We start from the raw sequence: 17776 nt of genomic DNA on the forward strand, positions 1-17776 counted from the left end.
GAGCGGATAGGGAGCCTCAATGAAACGACTTGCTGTCTATTGTGGCTCCGCCACGCCGGCCGATCCCTTCTATGTCGACCTTGCCCGGACCATCGGACGCACGCTTGCCGAGCGCGGAATCGGCGTCGTCTATGGCGGCGGCAAGCTCGGGCTGATGGGCGCGATCGCCGACTCGGCGCTGGCCGCAGGCGGCGAGGTGATCGGCGTGATCCCCGAAGCCCTGGTCAAGCCGGAGGTCGCGCATGGCGGCCTGACGCGGCTGCACACAGTGCAGACCATGCACCAGCGAAAGGCGCTGTTCACCGACCTCTCCGACGGCTTCCTGACCCTGCCGGGCGGCGTCGGCACGATGGACGAGCTGTGGGAAGCGGTCAGCTGGGCGCAGCTCGGCTATCACGAAAAGCCGGTCGGCCTGCTCAACGCCGGCGGCTTCTACGACCATCTGATCGCGTTCAACCGCCACATGGCGGAGGTCGGCTTCGTGCGGCCGCAGCATCGCGGCATCATCATCGTCGACGAGACGCTGGACGACCTGCTCGCGAAGATGGCGGCGTACGAGCCGCATCAGACGATCTTCCGCATGACGCAGGATGAGCTCTAGCCGGCCGAGTCGCGACGCGCTGGTCGCGACCGCGCGCGAGTCGATCGCGCGGGGGTCCAAGAGCTTCGGGCTGGCGAGCAGGTTGTTCGACCGGACGACCCGGGAGCGGGCGTGGCTGCTCTATGCCTGGTGCCGGGCGTGCGACGACCTGGCCGACGGGCAGGACCATGGCGGGACGCTGCACGCGGTCGGCGATCCGGCGGCGCGGATCGCGGCGATCCGGTCGCTGACGGCGCGCGCGCTCGACGGCGAATGGGTCGGCGAGGCTTCGTTCGACGGGTTGCGCGTGCTGCTTTCCGATGTGCCGATCCCGCGCGCGCTGATCGAGGATCATATCGCGGGCTTCGCGCTCGACGCGGAAGGATGGCGGCCGCGGACCGAGGGGGACCTGATCCGCTATTGCTACCATGTCGCCGGAACGGTCGGGCGGATGATGGCGCTGCTGATGGACGTGGCGCCGGACGATGCCGACACGCTGGAGCGTGCCGAGCATCTCGGGCTGGCATTCCAGCTCGCCAACATCGCTCGTGACGTGCGCGAGGATGCCGAGGGCGGGCGATGTTACCTGCCGGGGGAATGGCTTGAAGAACATGACGGGGAAAGAGAGACGATCGCGATCCTCACCCGCCGCCTCGCCGGTCTCGCAGCCGGCTATGAGGCGAGCGCACGAGTCGGCGCGCGGCGGCTGCCGTTCCGGTCGCGCTGGGCGGTGCTGGCGGCGGCGGGAATCTACGGCGATATCGCGCGCGAGGTTGCGCGGCGGGGCACGGCGGCGCTCGATTCGCGGGTGGTGATCAGCAGGCGCGCGAAGCTGGCCTGGGTGGTCAGGGCGTTCCGGCAGGCGCTCTGAGGCCGGCGCGGCCACGGCGATCGAGCTCGGCCTTCAGCACCTCCGGCCGCGGCGCAACCAGAAAGCCGAAGCTGACGGTGCCGTGCTTCGATTCGACCGCGTGGTGCAGCCGGTGCGCCTGGACGATCCGCTTCATGTAAGCGGAGCGCGGCACGTAACGGTGGGCGAGCCGCCGGTGCACGATCACGTCGTGAAAGCCGGCATAGATCGCGCCATAGCCGGCGATCCCGGCGCCAACCCACACGGCCCAGCCGCCCCAGCCGAGATGCACGCCTCCCAGGATCAGCAGGATCGAGGGGAGCGCGAAGATCACCGCGTAGAGGTCGTTCAGTTCCCACGCTCCGGTACGCGGTCGGTGATGGCTCTTGTGGAGGAACCAGCCGGGGCCATGCATCACCCAGCGATGCGCGGCATAGGCGACGCCTTCCATTGCGGCCACAGTCAGCAGGAAGAGGATCGGGCCGAGCCAGGGCATGGTCGCGATATAGGCCTCACCCTCTCCCCAGTCATCCCGGGCGCGAGCTTGAACATCTGCCTTCGGAAGAAGGCGGGTCCCGGGTCAAGGCCGGGGTGACGAAGGAGGGCGCGAATAACTTGGCAAGGCGGCCCTCGCATGCTTTAGGCCCTGTCCGAACGGAGAAGCGTCCCCATGAACATCCACGAATATCAGGCCAAGGAATTGCTCGCGAAGTTCGGCGTGCCGGTCCCTGCGGGTTACGCGGCAATGAGCGTCGAGGAAGCGGTCGAGGCGGCGAAGCGGCTGCCCGGGCCGCTCTATGTCGTGAAAGCGCAGATTCACGCCGGCGGCCGCGGCAAAGGCAAGTTCAAGGAGCTGGGCCCCGACGCCAAGGGCGGCGTCCGGCTGGCGAAGACGCTGGACGAAGTCCGCGCCCACGCGGCGGAGATGCTCGGGAATACGCTGGTCACCGTGCAGACCGGCGAGGCCGGCAAGCAGGTGCAGCGCCTCTACATTACCGACGGGGTCGACATCGCCAAGGAATTCTACCTGGCGGTGCTGGTCGATCGCGGCACCGGCCGCATCGCGATGGTCGCGTCCACCGAAGGCGGCATGGACATCGAGACGGTCGCGCATGACACGCCGGAGAAGATCCACACGCTCGACATCGACCCGGCGACCGGCTTCATGCCGCATCACGGTCGCGCCGTCGCGGCGGCTTTGGGCCTGACCGGCGACCTCGCCAAGCAGGCGGCGAACGTTGCGTCCAAGCTGTACGACGCCTTCCTGGGCACCGACGCCAGCCAGATCGAGATCAACCCGCTCGCGGTCACCGAAGACGGCAAGCTGATGGTGTTGGACGCGAAGGTGGGCTTCGATTCGAACGCGATGTTCCGCCACAAGGACCTGGCCGAGCTGCGCGACCTGACCGAAGAGGATGCGATGGAAGTCGAGGCGTCGAAATACGACCTCGCCTATATCAAGCTGGACGGCAATATCGGCTGCATGGTGAACGGCGCCGGCCTTGCCATGGCGACGATGGACATCATCAAGCTGAACGGCGCCTTCCCGGCCAACTTCCTCGATGTCGGCGGCGGCGCCTCGAAGGAGAAGGTGACGGCGGCGTTCAAGATCATCCTTTCCGATCCCGCCGTGAAGGGCATCCTGGTCAACATCTTCGGCGGGATCATGCGCTGCGACATCATCGCCGACGGCATCATCGCCGCGGCGAAGGAAGTGTCGCTCTCCGTGCCGCTGGTCGTGCGGCTGGAGGGCACCAACGTCGAGGAAGGCAAGCGCATCCTGGCCGATTCCGGCCTCGCGATCGTGCCGGCCAACGACCTGGGCGACGCCGCGCGCAAGATCGTCGCCGAGGTGAACAAGGCGGCGTGAGTTTCAACCCGTCACCCCGGCCTAGAGCCGGGGCCTATCTGCCTTTGATGAGAAGGTGGGTCCCGGCTCAAGGCCGGGATGACGATGCAGGAAGGGTGGATCGATGAAAATCCTCGTCCCCGTCAAACGGGTGATCGATTACAATGTGAAGCCGCGGGTGAAGCCCGACGGCACCGGCGTCGACCTTGCCAACGTAAAGATGTCGATGAACCCGTTCGATGAGATCGCGGTCGAGGAAGCGATCCGGCTTAAGGAAAAGGGCGCGGCGACCGAGATCGTCGCGGTTTCGATCGGGCCGGCCAAGGCGCAGGAGACGCTGCGCACCGCGCTGGCGATGGGCGCCGATCGCGCGATCCTGATCCAGACCGACGACGAGGTCGAGCCGCTGGCCGTCGCCAAGCTGCTGAAGGCGGTCGCCGACGAGGAGCAGCCGGGGCTGGTCATTCTCGGCAAGCAGGCGATCGACGACGACTCGAACCAGACCGGACAGATGCTGGCGGCGATGATGGGCCGGCCACAGGGCACGTTCGCGTCGAAGGTCGAGCTGTCGGGCGACACCGTGACCGTGACCCGGGAAGTCGATGGCGGCCTCGAGACGGTGAGCCTGAAGACGCCGGCGATCGTCACGACCGACCTGCGCCTCAACGAGCCGCGCTACGCGTCACTGCCGAACATCATGAAGGCGAAGTCCAAGCCGCTCGCGCAGAAAACGCCGGCCGACTACGGCGTCGACACCGCGCCCAGGCTCAAGACGCTGAAGGTCGCCGAGCCGCCCAAGCGCTCCGCCGGCGTCAAGGTCGCCGATGTCGACGAACTCATCGCCAAGCTGACGAACCTGGGAGTGGTCGCATGAAGACGCTCGTTCTCGCCGATCACGACAACAAGGTGCTGAAGGACGCGACGCTGGCCGTCGTGACCGCGGCGGCAAAGCTGGGCGAGGTCCACATCCTCGTCGCCGGCACCAATTGCGAGCTGGTCGCCGATCATGCGGCAAAGGTCGCGGGCGTCAGCCTGGTGCTGCTGGCGGAAGACCCAGCCTATGAGCATGAGCTGGCCGAGAATGTCGCGCCGCTGATCGTCAACCTGATGGCCGACCGCGACGCGTTCCTCGCGCCCGCGACCTCCACCGGCAAGAATGTCGCGCCGCGCGTCGCCGCCCTGCTCGACGTCATGCAGGTGTCGGACATCCTCTCGGTCGAGGGACCTGACACATTCACGCGCCCGATCTATGCCGGCAATGCGATCGCGACCGTGCAGTCGTCGGATGCGAAGAAGGTGATCACCGTCCGCGGCACCGCGTTCGAGAAGGCGGCGCGCGAGGGCGGCAACGCCCAGGTCGAGAAGATCGGAACCACCGGCGATGCGGGCCTGTCGAACTTCGTCGGCGCGGAACTGTCCAAGTCGGAACGGCCGGAGCTGACCAGTGCCAAGGTGATCGTCTCGGGCGGCCGTGCGCTGCAGAATGGCGAGAATTTCCACGCGCTGATCGAGCCGCTCGCCGACAAGCTGAAGGCCGCGGTCGGCGCCAGCCGCGCGGCGGTGGATGCGGGCTATGTGCCCAACGATTATCAGGTCGGCCAGACCGGCAAGATCGTCGCCCCCGAAGTCTATATCGCGATCGGCATTTCCGGCGCGATCCAGCACCTTGCCGGCATGAAGGATTCCAAGACCATCATTGCCATCAACAAGGACGAGGACGCCCCGATCTTCCAGGTCGCGGACATCGGCCTGGTCGGCGACTTGTTCAAGGTGGTGCCGGAGCTGACGGAAAAGCTGCCAGGGTAATCGATCCTCCCCTCAGCTGCGCTGAGGGGAGGGGGACCGCTCGCGAAGCGAGTGGTGGAGGGGCCGGAGCGAAGCGGAGGATGAGTTCGGCAGCTGCGCTGCCGCCCCTCCACCATGCTTCGCATGGTCCCCCTCCCCTGCGAAGCAGGGGAGGATTTTAGCTCCCGACAATCTCTCCACCGTTCGGGTGCAGCACCTGGCCCGACATGTAGCTGGAATCCTCGCACGCGAGGAACAGGAAGGCGGGCGCGACTTCGTTGGGCTGGCCGGGGCGGCCCATCGGCGTGTTCTTGCCGAAATCCTTCAGCTTTTCGGGCGGCGCGCCGCCCATCGGATTCAGCGGTGTCCAGATCGGCCCCGGCGCGACCGCGTTCACGCGAATCCCGTCCTTGATCAGATTTTCGCTCAATGAGCGGGTAAAGGCCGTGATCGCGCCCTTGGTCGCCGAATAATCGAGCAGGCCGGACGAGCCCTTGTACATCGTCACGCTGGTGCAGTTGATGATCGCCGATCCCTTTTGCAGATGCTTCTGCGCGGCCTGGACCAGGTAGAACATCGCGAAGATGTTGGTTTGGAAAGTGCGCTTCAGCTGCTCCTCGGTGATGTCCTCGATATTCTTGTCAGGGTGCTGCTCGCCGGCATTGTTGACGAGGATGTCGAGCCCGCCCAGCTCGGCGACGGTGCGTTCCACCGCCTGTTTGCAGAAGTCCTTGTCGCCGACGTCGCCTGCGATGCGGATCGCGCGCCGGCCCTCGCTTTCGACGATTCCGCAGGTCTTCTGCGCATCGTCATGCTCGCGCAGATAGACGATTGCCACGTCGGCGCCTTCCCGGGCATAAAGCGCGGCGACCGCACGGCCGATGCCGCTGTCGCCGCCGGTGACCAGCGCGACCTTGCCATGCAGCCGCCCCGATCCGGGATAGCGCGGCTGCCAGTCCGGCTTCGGCTCCAGCTGCGACTCGTGGCCCGGTTGCGGGTCTTCATGGATCATCGGCTGGACGTCGGTGTCGCTCATCGCCTCACTCCTGCTTGAATTGCGTTTCAAACGCGCGACCCGCGGCGGCGTTCAGCGGAGGGACGAATGGATTTGCGGGCGGAGAGACTGGCCTGGGGCCCGGTGGCGCTGGAGCCGATCGAGGAGCGACACCGCGAGCCGCTGCGCGCCGCCGCCAATGCCGATCCGGAGATCTGGCCGCTCTATCCCTATTCGATGGCCGACCCGCATTTCGACGGTTTCTGGGCCGGGCTCCGCGCACGCCAGGCGAGCGGCATCGCGCTGCCATTCGCGGTCTCCCTGGAGGGCGAATGCGTCGGCATCAGCTGCTATCTGAACATCGACGCCGCGCAGGATAGCTGCGATATCGGCGGCACCTATTACCGGCCGGACGGACGCGGCGGCGTCGTCAACCCGGCGGCGAAGCTGCTGCTGCTCGGCCATGCCTTCGACAGCGGTGCGCGGCGGGTGGCGTTCAAGGTCGACGCGGTCAACGCCCGCTCCCGCGCGGCCGTGATGAAACTGGGCGCGGTGCAGGAGGGGATATTGCGGCAGGACCGCGTGGTCTGGACCGGGCGGGTGCGGGACACGGTCGTGTTCTCGGTGCTGCGGGACGAGTGGCCGGCGGTTCAGCGTGGGCTGGAACAGCGACTCGCCACCGTCAGCCCCTAAGGGTTCGCGTGAACCGAAATCAGGGCGCGTCGAACAGGCCCGCGAGTTGCTCGACCATCGTGCCGCCCAGTTGCTCGGCATCCATGATGGTGACCGCGCGCTGATAGTAACGCGTCACGTCATGACCGATGCCGATCGCGGCGAGCTCGACCGGGGAGCGATTCTCGATCCAGGCGATCACCTGGCGCAGGTGCTTTTCAAGATAGGAGCCGCTGTTGACCGACAGCGTCGAATCATCGACCGGCGCGCCGTCGGAGATCACCATCAGGATCTTGCGCTCCTCGTGGCGCGCGATCAGCCGGTTGTGCGCCCACAGCAGCGCCTCGCCGTCGATATTCTCCTTCAACAGCCCTTCGCGCATCATCAGGCCCAGGCTCTTGCGCGCGCGGCGCCACGGCTCGTCGGCGCGCTTGTAGACGATGTGGCGCAGGTCGTTGAGGCGGCCCGGGTGCGGCGGGCGTCCCTGCGCCAGCCAGTCCTCGCGCGCTTGCCCCCCCTTCCACGCGCGGGTGGTGAAGCCCAGGATCTCGGTCTTGACGCCGACTCGCTCCAGCGTGCGCGCCAGGATATCGGCGCTGATCGCCGCGATCGAGATCGGCCGCCCGCGCATCGACCCGGAATTGTCGAGCAGCAGGGTGACGACCGTGTCCTTGAATTCGGTGTCCTTCTCGATCTTGTAGCTGAGCGAATGGGTCGGGTTGACGATCACACGGGCCAGCCGCGCCGCGTCGAGCAGCCCTTCCTCCTGGTCGAAATCCCATGAGCGCGACTGCTGCGCCATCAGCCGCCGCTGAAGGCGATTGGCAAGCTTCGTCACCGCGCCCTGCAGATGCACCAGCTGCTGGTCGAGATAGGCGCGCAGACGCCCCAGCTCGTCCTCGTCGCACAGCGCGCCCGCCTCGATCACCTCGTCGTGACGCGTGGTCCAGACCTTATAGTCGAACTGCGGCGACAGGTCGGAGAAGGGGCGGTTGGGGCGGACGGGCAGCATGCCTTCGTCGCCGTCGTCGCCGGCCTGCGATTCGCCCTCGGCCTCGTAATCCTCTTCGGACTCGCCGCTCTCGGCGTCGCTGTCGTCGCCCTCCTGCCGCTCGGCGCGGGACTGGATCTCGCCGTCGGCGCCGGCCGAGCCCTCGTCCTCGTCGTCGCCTTGCTCGCCCTCCTCCGGCTCGTCGCCCTCGCCTTCCTCGCCTGCTTCCGGGTCCTCGGTCGGCTCGGCCTCGCCGTCGACGAGCTCAAGGTCCTCGAGCAGCTTGGTGGCGAGCTTCGCGAAGGCGGACTGGTCGTCGAGCGCCAGCGCGAGGCCGTCCAAGTCGGCCGACGCCTTGCCCTCGATCCAGGGCCGCACCAGCGCCAGCCCGGCCGCGGCGGCCTCGGGCGGCGCCTGCCCGGTCAGCCGCTCGCGCACCAGCAATTGCAGCGCCGTCGACAGCGGCACTTCGTCCGCCGAACGCGCGCGCGTGATCGGGTCGGAGCGCATCCGCATGTCGAGCGCGTGGCCCAGATTGGCGGCGATCCCTGCCATGCCCTTGGCGCCCAGCGCCTCGATCCGCGCGGTCTCGACCGCGTCGAACACGGCGCGCGCGACTGTGTCCGGCGGCGCGCCCTTCGCATGCAGGGCCGCATCATGATGCCGCAGACGCAGCGAGAAGCTGTCCGCGAAGCCGCGCGCCTCCGCGACCTGCTCGGGCGGCAGCGACCGCGCCGGCATCGGCACGCGCATGTTCTTGCCCGATTGCGCCGGCGCATCGGCGGTGAAGGCAAGCTCGACCTCAGGCTCGTGCGCGATCGCGCGCGACGCGCCGGTCAGGACGGAGCGGAAGCGGTCGAGAGGGGAATCGGCCATCGCCGCTCAATGTGGCCGGAGGCGGCCCGGTTGCAAGCGCGTAAACGGCGCCGCTGCCTAACCTTCGGTCAACCTTCGCGGCGTAAGGACGGTCGAAACCGGATCGGGGGACGCAGAATGACACGGCTTTGGTCGATTGTGGCGGCGGCGCTGGCCGCGAGCATGGCGGTGCCGGCGCAGGCCTGGGTCACGGTGCATGTGGAAACCTCGCCCGACCGGCAGGCAGCGATCGCGGCCAATTCCGTCGCTCTTGGCGAGTCCGGCGTTGCCGTGTCGTTCACCGGCCTCACCGCGCAAGCCGGCGGCGGCTATGCGACGACCGGCGGCAGCGCCAGCCTCAGGCTCGACCGCACCGCCGGCTATCTCAGCTTCCTCACCGGCGCCTTCGACGGCAACGACACGATCGAGCTGTTCAGCCACGGCCACAATCTCGGCTATCTGACGCTGGTCGACAGCGCCGCCGCGGCGGGCTTCGGCAGCGATCCCGCGCGCTACGGCGGGGTCTATCGCTATGTGAACTTCTTCGTCGACGAAGGCATCGACGAGATCCGCTTCAACCGCAAGGCCGGCAGCCTGGCCTTCAGCAACGTGCGGGTGGGCCAGCTGGCCGCCGTCACCGCGGTGCCGGAAGTGCAGACCTGGGCGATGCTGATCCTGGGCTTCGGCGTGATGGGCACCGCCTTCCGCATGCAGCGGCGGCGGCTGCGGACCGCCTAGGCTTTCCCGACCACGCTTTCCGGCAGGTCCTTGCCAAACACGCGCTGGTAATATTCGGCGACCAGCGGGCGTTCGGCTTCGTCGCACTTGTTCAGGAACGAGAGGCGGAAAGCGAAGCCGACGTCGCCGAAGATGAGCGTGTTCTGCGCCCAGGTGATGACGGTGCGCGGGCTCATCACGGTCGAGATGTCGCCGGCGATGAAACCCTGGCGAGTCAGCTCGGCGACCTTGACCATGTCGTCCACCGTCTTCTTGCCCTCCGGCTGGTCGTACTCGCCGGACTTGGCGAGCACGATCTGCGCCTCGACCTGCGCGGGCAGGTAATTGAGCGTGACTACGATGTTCCAGCGATCCATCTGGCCCTGGTTGATCTGCTGGGTGCCGTGATAAAGGCCGGTCGTATCGCCCAAGCCGACCGTGTTCGCCGTCGCGAACAGGCGGAAATAATGGTTCGGCCGGATCACCCGGTTCTGGTCGAGCAGGGTCAGCTTGCCCTCTGTCTCCAGCACGCGCTGGATCACGAACATCACGTCCGGCCGGCCCGCGTCATATTCGTCGAACACCAGCGCCACCGGGTGCTGCAGCGCCCAGGGCAGCAGGCCTTCGCGGAACTCCGTCACCTGCTGGCCGTCGCGCAGCACGATCGCGTCGCGGCCGACCAGGTCGATGCGGCTGATATGCGCGTCCAGGTTGATGCGGATGCAGGGCCAGTTAAGCCGCGCCGCGACCTGCTCGATATGGGTCGACTTGCCGGTGCCGTGATAGCCCTGGACCATTACCCGCCGGTTGTGCGCGAAGCCGGCCAGGATCGCGAGCGTCGTATCCGGATCGAACACATAGGCGGGATCGAGATCGGGCACCCGCTCGTCCGGCTCGCTGAAGGCCGGGCAGACCATGTCGGTTTCGATGCCGAACAGCTCGCGCACGCTGATCTGGCGATCGGGCGCAGCAAGGATGGTACTGTCGCGGCTGTCGGGCTGGGTATTGGCGAGGTCGGTCATGGCGGCTCTGCGTTAGGGGCGCGCGGCGCTCGCCGCAAGCCGCCCCTCAGATGAGCTTGGGCGGCAGCGGAAACAAGGTCACGAAGCGCTCGGCCAGGCTCCGGTTCCCTTCGATCGAGAGCACCCCGGCCTTTTCAAGTTCGGCGAGCGGGACGCCGCCATAGACGGCGGCGGCAAGCACCGTCGGCATCGTTGTGAAGACCAGCTCGGCACCGGCGGCCTCGCCGCGCCGGATCGGGATCGCGCCGTCCGCGAGGTGCGCGCGGAATTCCTCCTCGCCGAAGCGAAAGCCGATCTGCGCGTCGATGCCTTCGGCCCGCCCAGCGTCCAGCATCGTGCGGAACGACAGCATGACCGATGCGGCGGAAAGCGGCAGCGTCGGGTCGTGGAGCGGCGACTGGGCCGCCCAGCGCCCGAGCTCTTTCACCACCGTCTCCGCCGCGTAACCGAGGCGTGTCAGCTCATAAACCTGGACGGAAGCCGGCGGCGGGAGCTTGCGGCGAGTCAGCATGCCCGACGCTTCCATGCCTTCGAGTCGCTGCGTCAGCACATTGGCGCTGATGCCCGGCAGCCCGTTCCTCAGCTCGTTGAAGCGTCGGGGGCCGAACATCAGCTCGCGCACGATCAGCAGCGACCAGCGCTCGCCGACCAATTCCAGCGCCATCGCTGTGCCGCAGGCGTCGTCATACCAGCGTTGCCGGGGCAGCTTTGGGCCAATAGTTCCTTTTTCTAACTTCACAGTTGCTTTTTGTAACTGAGTCGCCCATCAAGATCAACAAGTGATTCGCTTCTGCCCCACAGAAAGGATGTGGAGATGGCTGACACTGCGACATTGCCGCCGCTGGAGAAACTGAAGCGTGCGACCGACATGGCGGAAGCCAATCCGACGCGTTGGCCGGGCGAAAGCGCCGAGTATCGCCGCGCGCGGAGCGCGCTCCTGGCCGAGGAGATCGAGCTGCGCCGCCAGATCCAGCGCGTCGCCGAACATCGCCGCGCCCTTCCTCCCGGCCCGGTCGCCAAGGATTATCGATTCCGCGACAGGGACGGCGAGCTGACGCTGGCCGACCTGTTCGGCCGTCACGACACGCTGCTCACCTATTTCTGGATGTTCGGGCCGGAGCGGGAGCGGCCCTGCCCGATGTGCACCTCGTTTGTCGGATCGCTCGATATCCCCGCGCCGGACATCGAGCAGCGCCTGGCGCTGGCGATCATCGGCCGATCGCCAGTCGAGCGGCAGCTGGCCGTCGCCCGCGAGCGCGGCTGGGCGCATCTGAATTTCTACCAGACCATCGGCGAGGATTTCCCGCACGATCTTGGCCTGGTGATCGACGGCAACGAAGGCGCCGGCGTGTTCGTCTGGAGGCGCGATGGCGATACGGTGCGCCTGTTCTGGGCAGCCGAGGGCGGGCCCGAGACCGCGGACCCCGGCTTCGATCCGCACCTCGCGCCCGATCCGACGCCGCTCTGGAACATCCTCGACATGACGCCGGAAGGCCGTGGCAAGGACTGGTACCCGTCGCTCGCCTACTGAACCGAAGCCGAAGGGGAGACACGAAATGGCCAAGATGATCTTCGTGAACCTGCCGGTCGAAAATCTCGACCGCTCGATCGCCTTCTACGAAGCGATCGGCTGCACAAGGGATCCGCGCTTCTCCAACGATCAGGCGGCGATGATGGTCTGGTCCGACGCGGTCAGCTTCATGCTGCTGACGCATGGCTTCTATCAGGGCTTCACATCGAAGCCGATCGCGGACGCGCATGCGGTCAGCCAAGTGCTGCTGGCGCTGTCGTGCGACAGCCGCGCCGAGGTGGATGCGATGATGGAAGCCGCGATCGGTGCCGGCGGACGCGAACATCATGCCGCCGAGGACCTGGGTTTCATGTATAGCTGCGCCTTTGAGGACCCGGACGGCCACGGCTTCGGACCAGTGTGGATGGACGTCGAGGCCGCACCGTCCGCAATGCCTCGGCAGGATGCGGCCTGAAACGGACGCGAGAGAAAAGCGCGCGCCGCCTTCCAACCAGCGGCCGGCGGACCGCGCCCACGAACAAGGGGAGGACAGCATGACCTATGTCGAAGGATTTCTTGTCCCGGTGCCAGCGGACAAGAAGGATGCTTACCGTGCGCACGCGCGGGGCGCTGCGCCGCTGCTGCTCGAATTCGGTGCGCGCCGGATGGTCGAGAGCTGGGGCGACGACCTGCCCGACGGCAAGGTGACCGATTTCAAGCGCGCGGTGCAGGCTGAAGCCGGCGAAGCGGTGGTCTTTTCCTGGTTCGAATATCCATCGAAGGACGCGCGAGATGCTGCCAACCAGCGGATGATGAGCGATCCGCGGATGGAGCAACTCGCCACTTCGGCACCCTTTGACGGCAAGCGCATGATCTTCGGCGGGTTCGAAGCGATCGTCGACGAGGGCGCCGGCCAGGGCAGCTATATCGACGGCTTCGTCGTGCCGGTCCTGCCCGGCAAAGGTGAGGCTTATCGCGCCATGGCCGCAAAGGCAGCGCCCGTCTTCCGGGAGCACGGTGCCCTACGCGTGATCGAGGCGATGGCCGACGATGTGCCGAAAGGTCGGGTCACCGATTTCTACCGCGCGGTGAAGGCGGAAGAGGGCGAGGCGATCGTTTTTTCCTTCATCGAATGGCCAGACAAGGCCACGCGCGACGCCGGCTGGCAGAAGATGATGGCGGACGAGCGGATGAAGCCGGAAGGCGACATGCCGTTCGCAGGGCCGCGCATGTTCTGGGGCGGGTTCGAGCCGATCCTCGACACCGCCAAGGTGTCGGCGTGACCACGGCGCGCACCTTGCTGATCGGTCTGGCCGGCTATCTGGTCACAGCCGTGGCCCTGCTGGGCCATAGCGCCATCGTCGGCACCCCGCCTTTCGCTTGAGGAGAGACGCATGTCCAAGATCACCCCCACGCTCTGGTTCAACGGCGGCGTCGAGGAGGCAGCGGAATTCTATGTGTCGCTGCTTCCGGAGAGTCGGGTCGAGTCGATCAACCGCTCGCCGATCGACACGCCGTCTGGCCCCGAGGGCCAGGTGCTGACCGCGATCATCACGCTGGCCGGCCAGCGCTTTTGCCTGCTGAATGGCGGGCCGATCTTTCCGCAGACCGAAGCGGTCTCGTTCATGATCGAGACCGACAGCCAGGAGGAAACCGACCGGCTGTGGAACGCGATCGTCAACAATGGCGGCAAGGAAAGCGCCTGCGGCTGGTGCAAGGACAAATGGGGCGTGTCGTGGCAGGTGACGCCCAGGCGGCTGCTCGAGCTCACCACCGACAAGGATACCGAGCGCGCGAAGCGGGCGATGGCGTCTATGATGACCATGCGCAAGATCGACATCGCGGCGATCGAGCGCGCGGCGGCGGGCGAAGGCGTCGATGCGTAGGATCCTGGGCGGCGTTTTCCAGTCGCTCGACGGCGTGATCCAGGCGCCGGGCGGTCCGAACGAAAACCCCACCGGCGGCTTCGCGCATGGCGGCTGGCTGCCCCAGTTCTTCGATGAAGAGGTCGGGCGCGAGATCGATCAGCTCTTCGCGCGCGATTATGACCTGCTGCTCGGCCGGCGCACCTATGACATCTTCGCTGCCTATTGGCCTCATGTGGGGGGCGAGGCGGCGGCGATGGGCGAAGCCTTCACCCGTGCCGGCAAATATGTCCTGACCCGGGGGAACGCGCCGCTCAGTTGGGCGAACTCCCATCGTCTGGCCAGCATCGACGATCTGGCGACGCTGAAGGCAGGCAGCGGGCCCGACCTCCTGATCCAGGGCAGCAGCACGCTCTACCCGCAGCTGCTGGCGGCAGGGCTTCTCGACCAATTGGTGCTGATGACCTTCCCTCTGGTTCTGGGAGCCGGCAAGCGGCTGTTCGGCGACGGCACCCCAGGCAAGGTCTTCCGTCTGATCGAGCACAGGATCACGCCGAAAGGGGCCGTGATCGCCACCTATGCGCCCGCAGGCGAGCTAACCTATGGCTGGGCTGGACCGCCGGTCGACAGCGAAAGCGAGCAGCAACGGCAGCGCCGGATGGCGGAAGGAACATGGTGATGGAGCTCTTCGGGCATCTTTTCTCGTCCTACACCTGGAAGGCGCTGATCGCCTTTTATGAGAACGACATTCCCTTCGCCTTCCGCGCGCTGGGGCCCGATCAGCCGGAAAACGGCGCGCGCTTCGCCGAGCTGTGGCCGATCGGCAAATTTCCGATGCTGGTCGACGGCGGCCGGACCGTCATGGAGTCGAGCACGATCATCGAGCATCTCCAGCTGCACCATCCCGGCCCGGTCCGGCTGATCCCGGAAAGCCCGGAGCAGGCGATCGAGGTGCGGATGCTCGACCGGATTTCCGACAATTACGTGATGGGCAACATGCAGCGCGTGGTCGCGAACGCCTTGCGTCCGCCCGAGCGGCGCGACCCCGTCGAGGTGGACCAGGCGAAAGCGGCGCTGGAGACCGCCTATCGCTGGCTCGACGGCTGGTTGGGCGGGCGCGAATGGGCGGCCTCCGGCCGGTTCAGCATGGCCGACTGCGCCTTTGGGCCCGCCCTGTTCTATGCCGACTGGGTGCACCGGATTCCGGACGAGCTGGCCAATGTGAAAGCCTATCGGGCGCGGCTGCTCGCTCGCCCGTCGATTTCGCGCTGTGTCGAGGAGGCGCGGCCCTACCGGCCGCTGTTCCCGCTCGGCGCGCCGGACCGCGATTGAGGAAGAGGAGGCAAATATGGCGACCGAAGAACAAGGCCCGACCAGCGGCTTGACCCCGCATCTGACGATCGGCGGCGGCCGTGCTGCCGAGGCGATCGACTTCTACGCGCGCGCGTTCGGCGCGACCGAGCGGATGCGGATGCCGGCGGACGACGGCAAGCGGCTGATGCATGCCCATCTGCTCATCAACGGCAGCTCGCTGATGCTGAACGACGACTTCCCCGAATATCGCGGCGGCAGTGCAGAAGGAGCACCGGCAGGACTGACCCTGCACCTTCAGGTCGACGATGCCGATCGCTGGTTCGAGCGCGCCAAGCAGGCCGGCGCGACCGAGACGATGGCGCTGCAGGACATGTTCTGGGGCGACCGCTACGGCCAGGTCACCGATCCGTTCGGCTATCGCTGGTCGATCGCCCACGCGCTCAACAAATAGCCCGGGAGGCAGGGATGAGCGACGAACTGGAGCTGTCGGTTACCCGTCTGATCGACGCGCCGCTGGACGTGGTGTGGCGGATCTTCACCGAGCGAACGAACGAATGGTTCTGCCCCAAGCCGTGGCGTGCGGAAGTCGATTGGGAGCTGCGCGCCGGCGGTCGCTCGTCGACCGTCATGTACGGCCCGAATGGCGAGGAGAACCGGATGGAAGGCATCATCCTCGAGGCCATTCCGGGCAAGCGCGTCGTCTTCACCGATACGTTCAAGGGTGACTGGGTGCCGCAGGGCCCGTTCATGGTCGGCTTCTTCGAGTTCGAGGAGGAGGACGGCAAGACCCGCTACACCGGCCGCGCCCGCCACTGGACCGAAGTCGCCAAGCAGCAGCACCAGGCGATGGGCTTCGCCGACGGCTGGGGCAAGGTCGCCGAGCAGCTGGCCGAGCTCGCCGAACATGCCAAGGCTGATGCCTGAGGTGACTGCGCGACTTCAGGCGAACGCCGGCGCCTTCCTCAGCCGCTGATAGGCGTCGATCACCTGCTGCAGCCGGCCTTCATGGCTGCGGTCGCCGCCGTTGCGGTCGGGGTGGTAGCGACGGACCAGCTCCGTGTAGCGCTGGCGCAGTGCCTTGCGGTCGGCATCGGCCTCCAGGCCGAGCGTGTCGAGGTCGCGGCGGTTCTCGCCCGACAGCGGCTTGCCGTCGGCGCGCTGCTTCGGCGCAGCCCGCCGGAAACGGGCGCCGATCGCGTCCAGCGGGTCCGCGAAGTCGGCCCAGCGCGGCGGACGGTCGGCGCCGCTATGGGCGAAGGCCCGCGTCTCGCGGTCCCAGCCGGCATAGGGCCGCTGCGCCGCCTCGATCTGCTCCGCGCTCATGCCCGAGAAGAAGTTGTAGCCCGCGTTGAATTCGCGGACATGATCCAGGCAGAGCCAGCGCCATTCGGGCGGCCGGTCGCCGGGGCGTCCTTCGTCGGGCGGCGGCGCGCGGAACTCGCCGGGCGCCTCGCAGCCGGGATGCGCACAGCGATCGGCCGCGTTCTCGACACGTCCGTGGAAGCGGGCGTTGGGACGATCCTTGGGAGGCTGACGCATTCTGTCCGGAGCAAAAGCGCGTATATGGGGAGAATGACCGGAACTGCGAAGGGGCCCGTCGCGGCCGAAATCGAAAAGCGGCTGCGGGACGCGCTCGCGCCCGAACGGCTGCACGTCGTCGACGACAGCGAGAAGCATCGCGGCCATGCCGGCCACGATCCGCGCGGCGAGAGCCATTTCACGGTGACGGTCGTCAGCGCCGCGTTCGCGGGCCAGGGACGCGTGGCCCGGCAGCGGATGATCAATGCCGCCCTCGCCGACCTGCTGCGCGACCGCGTCCACGCGCTGGCGATGGTGACGAAAGCGCCGGGAGAAGCCTGATGACGGACCTGTTCACGCTGACGATCACGCCCACGACCCATGATCTGGGCGGGTTCAAGGTACGGCGGACGCTGCCCTCAAAGCCGCGGACCATGGTCGGCCCGTTCATCTTCGTCGACCAATTCGGCCCGGCCCAACTCGCGCCGGGGGACGGCATGGACGTGCGCCCGCACCCGCACATCAACCTGGCGACCGTCACCTATTTGTTCGGCGGCGCCATCGACCATCGCGATTCGCTCGGCACCTGCGCGCGGATCGAGCCGGGTGCGGTCAATCTGATGACGGCGGGGCGCGGCATCGTCCATTCGGAGCGCTCGCCCGCGTCCGAGCGGCAGGGCGGCGCGATCATGTCCGGCATGCAGACCTGGCTGGCGCTGCCCGACGGTCGCGAGGAGATCGACCCGGCCTTCGAGCATGTCGCGGCGGACCAGCTTCCGAGCATCGAAGGTGATGGGATCACGGCGCGGGTGATCATGGGCTCGCTCTGGGGCCGCACCGCGCCGACCACCTGCTATGCCGAGACGATCTACGCCGATATCCGGCTGAATACGGGTGCATCGGTCCCGATCGATGCTGGCGCCGACGAGCGGGCGGTGCTGATCGCACTGGGCGACGCCAGCCTCGATGGCGAACCGCTGGAGCTCTACACCCTCTATATCCTGAAGCCGGGCGTGCCGATGACGCTGCGCAGCGAAGGCGGCGCGCGGGTGATGCTGCTGGGCGGCGAGGCCTTCGCGACACCGCGGCACGTCTGGTGGAACTTCGTTTCCTCCAGCCGCGACCGGATCAACCAGGCCAAGCACGACTGGAAAGGCGGTCGCTTTCCGAGCGTCCCTGGCGACAAGGAAGAATTCATTCCGTTACCCGAGGTGCCGATCACGGTCAGCTATCCCTGATTGCGACCTTCCGCGC

23 protein-coding genes and 1 pseudogene are annotated in these 17776 nt (G+C 67.1%); 18 read left to right on the forward strand and 6 right to left on the reverse strand.

Annotation, left to right across the window (positions count from 1 at the left end):
* The first annotated feature begins 19 nt into the window (after nucleotides 1-19).
* Both GON01_RS12985 and GON01_RS12990 read left to right on the forward strand, forming a co-directional pair.
* Nucleotides 20-601, forward strand: a complete 582-nt coding sequence (locus tag GON01_RS12985) for an LOG family protein (RefSeq protein ID WP_157027813.1) — start codon at nucleotides 20-22, stop codon at nucleotides 599-601.
* Entirely contained in the window at nucleotides 591-1451 is an 861-nt protein-coding gene (locus GON01_RS12990; protein WP_157027814.1) for a phytoene/squalene synthase family protein, read from the forward strand. The genes GON01_RS12985 and GON01_RS12990 overlap by 11 nt, the downstream gene beginning before the upstream one ends.
* On the opposite strand, the gene GON01_RS12995 is transcribed toward GON01_RS12990, so the two are convergent.
* A complete protein-coding gene (locus tag GON01_RS12995; protein WP_157027815.1) occupies nucleotides 1426-1926 on the reverse strand; it encodes a sterol desaturase family protein in 501 nt (166 codons plus the stop codon). The genes GON01_RS12990 and GON01_RS12995 overlap by 26 nt on opposite strands.
* A 174-nt stretch (nucleotides 1927-2100) precedes the next feature.
* Between GON01_RS12995 and sucC the strand changes: the two genes are divergently transcribed.
* The 3 genes from sucC (at nucleotide 2101) to GON01_RS13010 (ending at nucleotide 5085) form a co-directional block, all read left to right on the forward strand.
* Complete coding sequence (gene sucC / locus GON01_RS13000; protein WP_157027816.1) at nucleotides 2101-3300, forward strand: ADP-forming succinate--CoA ligase subunit beta; 1200 nt, start codon at nucleotides 2101-2103, stop codon at nucleotides 3298-3300.
* 103 nt (nucleotides 3301-3403) lie between these two features.
* Nucleotides 3404-4153 (forward strand): electron transfer flavoprotein subunit beta/FixA family protein, encoded by a 750-nt coding sequence (locus GON01_RS13005; RefSeq protein ID WP_157027817.1) that lies wholly within the window; start codon nucleotides 3404-3406, stop codon nucleotides 4151-4153.
* Entirely contained in the window at nucleotides 4150-5085 is a 936-nt protein-coding gene (locus tag GON01_RS13010; protein WP_157027818.1) for an electron transfer flavoprotein subunit alpha/FixB family protein, read from the forward strand. Before GON01_RS13005 ends, GON01_RS13010 begins: the two co-directional genes overlap by 4 nt.
* A gap of 157 nt (nucleotides 5086-5242) precedes the next feature.
* Here GON01_RS13010 and GON01_RS13015 read toward each other — a convergent pair whose 3' ends face one another.
* Complete coding sequence (locus GON01_RS13015) at nucleotides 5243-6100, reverse strand: SDR family oxidoreductase (RefSeq protein WP_157027819.1); 858 nt, start codon at nucleotides 6098-6100, stop codon at nucleotides 5243-5245.
* 66 nt (nucleotides 6101-6166) lie between these two features.
* Here GON01_RS13015 and GON01_RS13020 point away from each other — a divergent pair, with 66 nt between their 5' ends.
* Entirely contained in the window at nucleotides 6167-6751 is a 585-nt protein-coding gene (locus GON01_RS13020; RefSeq protein WP_157027820.1) for a GNAT family N-acetyltransferase, read from the forward strand.
* A 19-nt stretch (nucleotides 6752-6770) separates the two neighbouring features.
* Here the strand turns inward: GON01_RS13020 and cobT are convergent, their stop codons facing one another.
* Nucleotides 6771-8597 carry a cobaltochelatase subunit CobT gene (cobT, locus tag GON01_RS13025; protein WP_157027821.1) on the reverse strand — a complete coding sequence of 609 codons (1827 nt, stop codon included), beginning with the start codon at nucleotides 8595-8597 and terminating at the stop codon, nucleotides 6771-6773.
* A gap of 117 nt (nucleotides 8598-8714) precedes the next feature.
* Between cobT and GON01_RS13030 the strand changes: the two genes are divergently transcribed.
* On the forward strand, nucleotides 8715-9314 hold the full coding sequence (locus GON01_RS13030) for an Npun_F0296 family exosortase-dependent surface protein (RefSeq protein ID WP_157027822.1): 600 nt from the start codon (nucleotides 8715-8717) through the stop codon (nucleotides 9312-9314).
* Here GON01_RS13030 and cobS read toward each other — a convergent pair.
* Nucleotides 9311-10315: a cobaltochelatase subunit CobS gene (cobS, locus tag GON01_RS13035; protein WP_157027823.1), complete on the reverse strand. Its 1005-nt coding sequence runs from the start codon at nucleotides 10313-10315 to the stop codon at nucleotides 9311-9313. The genes GON01_RS13030 and cobS overlap by 4 nt on opposite strands.
* A gap of 46 nt (nucleotides 10316-10361) precedes the next feature.
* The gene (locus tag GON01_RS13040; RefSeq protein ID WP_157027824.1) at nucleotides 10362-10979 is read right to left on the reverse strand and encodes a winged helix-turn-helix transcriptional regulator; all 618 of its coding nucleotides are present in this window, start codon (nucleotides 10977-10979) and stop codon (nucleotides 10362-10364) included.
* Nucleotides 10980-11129: 150 nt separating this feature from the next.
* Here GON01_RS13040 and GON01_RS13045 point away from each other — a divergent pair, with 150 nt between their 5' ends.
* The 9 genes and pseudogenes from GON01_RS13045 (at nucleotide 11130) to GON01_RS13080 (ending at nucleotide 15928) form a co-directional block, all read left to right on the forward strand.
* Nucleotides 11130-11846: a DUF899 family protein gene (locus GON01_RS13045; protein WP_181599970.1), complete on the forward strand. Its 717-nt coding sequence runs from the start codon at nucleotides 11130-11132 to the stop codon at nucleotides 11844-11846.
* A gap of 25 nt (nucleotides 11847-11871) precedes the next feature.
* Nucleotides 11872-12300, forward strand: a complete 429-nt coding sequence (locus GON01_RS13050) for a VOC family protein (protein ID WP_157027825.1) — start codon at nucleotides 11872-11874, stop codon at nucleotides 12298-12300.
* A 79-nt stretch (nucleotides 12301-12379) separates the two neighbouring features.
* Nucleotides 12380-12676 (forward strand): annotated as a pseudogene (locus tag GON01_RS17060) (DUF1428 domain-containing protein); the annotation flags it as partial.
* An 18-nt stretch (nucleotides 12677-12694) separates the two neighbouring features.
* A complete protein-coding gene (locus GON01_RS17065) occupies nucleotides 12695-13108 on the forward strand; it encodes a DUF1428 domain-containing protein (RefSeq protein ID WP_258558408.1) in 414 nt (137 codons plus the stop codon).
* Between the two features lie 111 nt (nucleotides 13109-13219).
* Nucleotides 13220-13711: a VOC family protein gene (locus GON01_RS13060; RefSeq protein WP_157027827.1), complete on the forward strand. Its 492-nt coding sequence runs from the start codon at nucleotides 13220-13222 to the stop codon at nucleotides 13709-13711.
* Entirely contained in the window at nucleotides 13704-14369 is a 666-nt protein-coding gene (locus GON01_RS13065) for a dihydrofolate reductase family protein (protein WP_157027828.1), read from the forward strand. Before GON01_RS13060 ends, GON01_RS13065 begins: the two co-directional genes overlap by 8 nt.
* Nucleotides 14369-15022, forward strand: coding sequence for a glutathione S-transferase family protein (locus GON01_RS13070; RefSeq protein ID WP_157027829.1), 654 nt, complete (start codon nucleotides 14369-14371; stop codon nucleotides 15020-15022). The genes GON01_RS13065 and GON01_RS13070 overlap by 1 nt, the downstream gene beginning before the upstream one ends.
* Nucleotides 15023-15038: 16 nt before the next feature.
* Entirely contained in the window at nucleotides 15039-15455 is a 417-nt protein-coding gene (locus GON01_RS13075) for a VOC family protein (RefSeq protein WP_157027830.1), read from the forward strand.
* Nucleotides 15456-15469: 14 nt separating this feature from the next.
* Nucleotides 15470-15928: an SRPBCC domain-containing protein gene (locus GON01_RS13080; RefSeq protein WP_157027831.1), complete on the forward strand. Its 459-nt coding sequence runs from the start codon at nucleotides 15470-15472 to the stop codon at nucleotides 15926-15928.
* 15 nt (nucleotides 15929-15943) lie between these two features.
* Here GON01_RS13080 and GON01_RS13085 read toward each other — a convergent pair whose 3' ends face one another.
* Nucleotides 15944-16543 (reverse strand): J domain-containing protein, encoded by a 600-nt coding sequence (locus tag GON01_RS13085; RefSeq protein ID WP_157027832.1) that lies wholly within the window; start codon nucleotides 16541-16543, stop codon nucleotides 15944-15946.
* A gap of 33 nt (nucleotides 16544-16576) precedes the next feature.
* Between GON01_RS13085 and GON01_RS13090 the strand changes: the two genes are divergently transcribed.
* Together GON01_RS13090 and GON01_RS13095 are read left to right on the forward strand one after the other, a co-directional pair.
* Nucleotides 16577-16864, forward strand: a complete 288-nt coding sequence (locus GON01_RS13090) for a BolA family protein (RefSeq protein WP_157027833.1) — start codon at nucleotides 16577-16579, stop codon at nucleotides 16862-16864.
* Complete coding sequence (locus tag GON01_RS13095; RefSeq protein ID WP_157027834.1) at nucleotides 16864-17760, forward strand: pirin family protein; 897 nt, start codon at nucleotides 16864-16866, stop codon at nucleotides 17758-17760. Before GON01_RS13090 ends, GON01_RS13095 begins: the two co-directional genes overlap by 1 nt.
* The last annotated feature ends 16 nt before the right edge of the window (nucleotides 17761-17776 follow it).

The organism is Sphingomonas horti, from assembly GCF_009753715.1.
Lineage (GTDB): Bacteria > Pseudomonadota > Alphaproteobacteria > Sphingomonadales > Sphingomonadaceae > Sphingomonas_B > Sphingomonas_B horti.

What these genes read in the sequence shown, in the direction of transcription:
- GON01_RS12985 (WP_157027813.1), top strand. Translation starts at nt 20, where the DNA reads ATGAAACGACTTGCTGTCTATTGTGGCTCCGCCACGCCGGCCGATCCC.
- GON01_RS12990 (WP_157027814.1), top strand. Translation starts at nt 591, where the DNA reads ATGAGCTCTAGCCGGCCGAGTCGCGACGCGCTGGTCGCGACCGCGCGC.
- GON01_RS12995 (WP_157027815.1), bottom strand. Translation starts at nt 1,926, where the DNA reads ATGCCCTGGCTCGGCCCGATCCTCTTCCTGCTGACTGTGGCCGCAATG.
- sucC (WP_157027816.1), top strand. Translation starts at nt 2,101, where the DNA reads ATGAACATCCACGAATATCAGGCCAAGGAATTGCTCGCGAAGTTCGGC.
- GON01_RS13005 (WP_157027817.1), top strand. Translation starts at nt 3,404, where the DNA reads ATGAAAATCCTCGTCCCCGTCAAACGGGTGATCGATTACAATGTGAAG.
- GON01_RS13010 (WP_157027818.1), top strand. Translation starts at nt 4,150, where the DNA reads ATGAAGACGCTCGTTCTCGCCGATCACGACAACAAGGTGCTGAAGGAC.
- GON01_RS13015 (WP_157027819.1), bottom strand. Translation starts at nt 6,100, where the DNA reads ATGAGCGACACCGACGTCCAGCCGATGATCCATGAAGACCCGCAACCG.
- GON01_RS13020 (WP_157027820.1), top strand. Translation starts at nt 6,167, where the DNA reads ATGGATTTGCGGGCGGAGAGACTGGCCTGGGGCCCGGTGGCGCTGGAG.
- cobT (WP_157027821.1), bottom strand. Translation starts at nt 8,597, where the DNA reads ATGGCCGATTCCCCTCTCGACCGCTTCCGCTCCGTCCTGACCGGCGCG.
- GON01_RS13030 (WP_157027822.1), top strand. Translation starts at nt 8,715, where the DNA reads ATGACACGGCTTTGGTCGATTGTGGCGGCGGCGCTGGCCGCGAGCATG.
- cobS (WP_157027823.1), bottom strand. Translation starts at nt 10,315, where the DNA reads ATGACCGACCTCGCCAATACCCAGCCCGACAGCCGCGACAGTACCATC.
- GON01_RS13040 (WP_157027824.1), bottom strand. Translation starts at nt 10,979, where the DNA reads ATGGCGCTGGAATTGGTCGGCGAGCGCTGGTCGCTGCTGATCGTGCGC.
- GON01_RS13045 (WP_181599970.1), top strand. Translation starts at nt 11,130, where the DNA reads ATGGCTGACACTGCGACATTGCCGCCGCTGGAGAAACTGAAGCGTGCG.
- GON01_RS13050 (WP_157027825.1), top strand. Translation starts at nt 11,872, where the DNA reads ATGGCCAAGATGATCTTCGTGAACCTGCCGGTCGAAAATCTCGACCGC.
- GON01_RS17065 (WP_258558408.1), top strand. Translation starts at nt 12,695, where the DNA reads ATGATCTTCGGCGGGTTCGAAGCGATCGTCGACGAGGGCGCCGGCCAG.
- GON01_RS13060 (WP_157027827.1), top strand. Translation starts at nt 13,220, where the DNA reads ATGTCCAAGATCACCCCCACGCTCTGGTTCAACGGCGGCGTCGAGGAG.
- GON01_RS13065 (WP_157027828.1), top strand. Translation starts at nt 13,704, where the DNA reads ATGCGTAGGATCCTGGGCGGCGTTTTCCAGTCGCTCGACGGCGTGATC.
- GON01_RS13070 (WP_157027829.1), top strand. Translation starts at nt 14,369, where the DNA reads ATGGAGCTCTTCGGGCATCTTTTCTCGTCCTACACCTGGAAGGCGCTG.
- GON01_RS13075 (WP_157027830.1), top strand. Translation starts at nt 15,039, where the DNA reads ATGGCGACCGAAGAACAAGGCCCGACCAGCGGCTTGACCCCGCATCTG.
- GON01_RS13080 (WP_157027831.1), top strand. Translation starts at nt 15,470, where the DNA reads ATGAGCGACGAACTGGAGCTGTCGGTTACCCGTCTGATCGACGCGCCG.
- GON01_RS13085 (WP_157027832.1), bottom strand. Translation starts at nt 16,543, where the DNA reads ATGCGTCAGCCTCCCAAGGATCGTCCCAACGCCCGCTTCCACGGACGT.
- GON01_RS13090 (WP_157027833.1), top strand. Translation starts at nt 16,577, where the DNA reads ATGACCGGAACTGCGAAGGGGCCCGTCGCGGCCGAAATCGAAAAGCGG.
- GON01_RS13095 (WP_157027834.1), top strand. Translation starts at nt 16,864, where the DNA reads ATGACGGACCTGTTCACGCTGACGATCACGCCCACGACCCATGATCTG.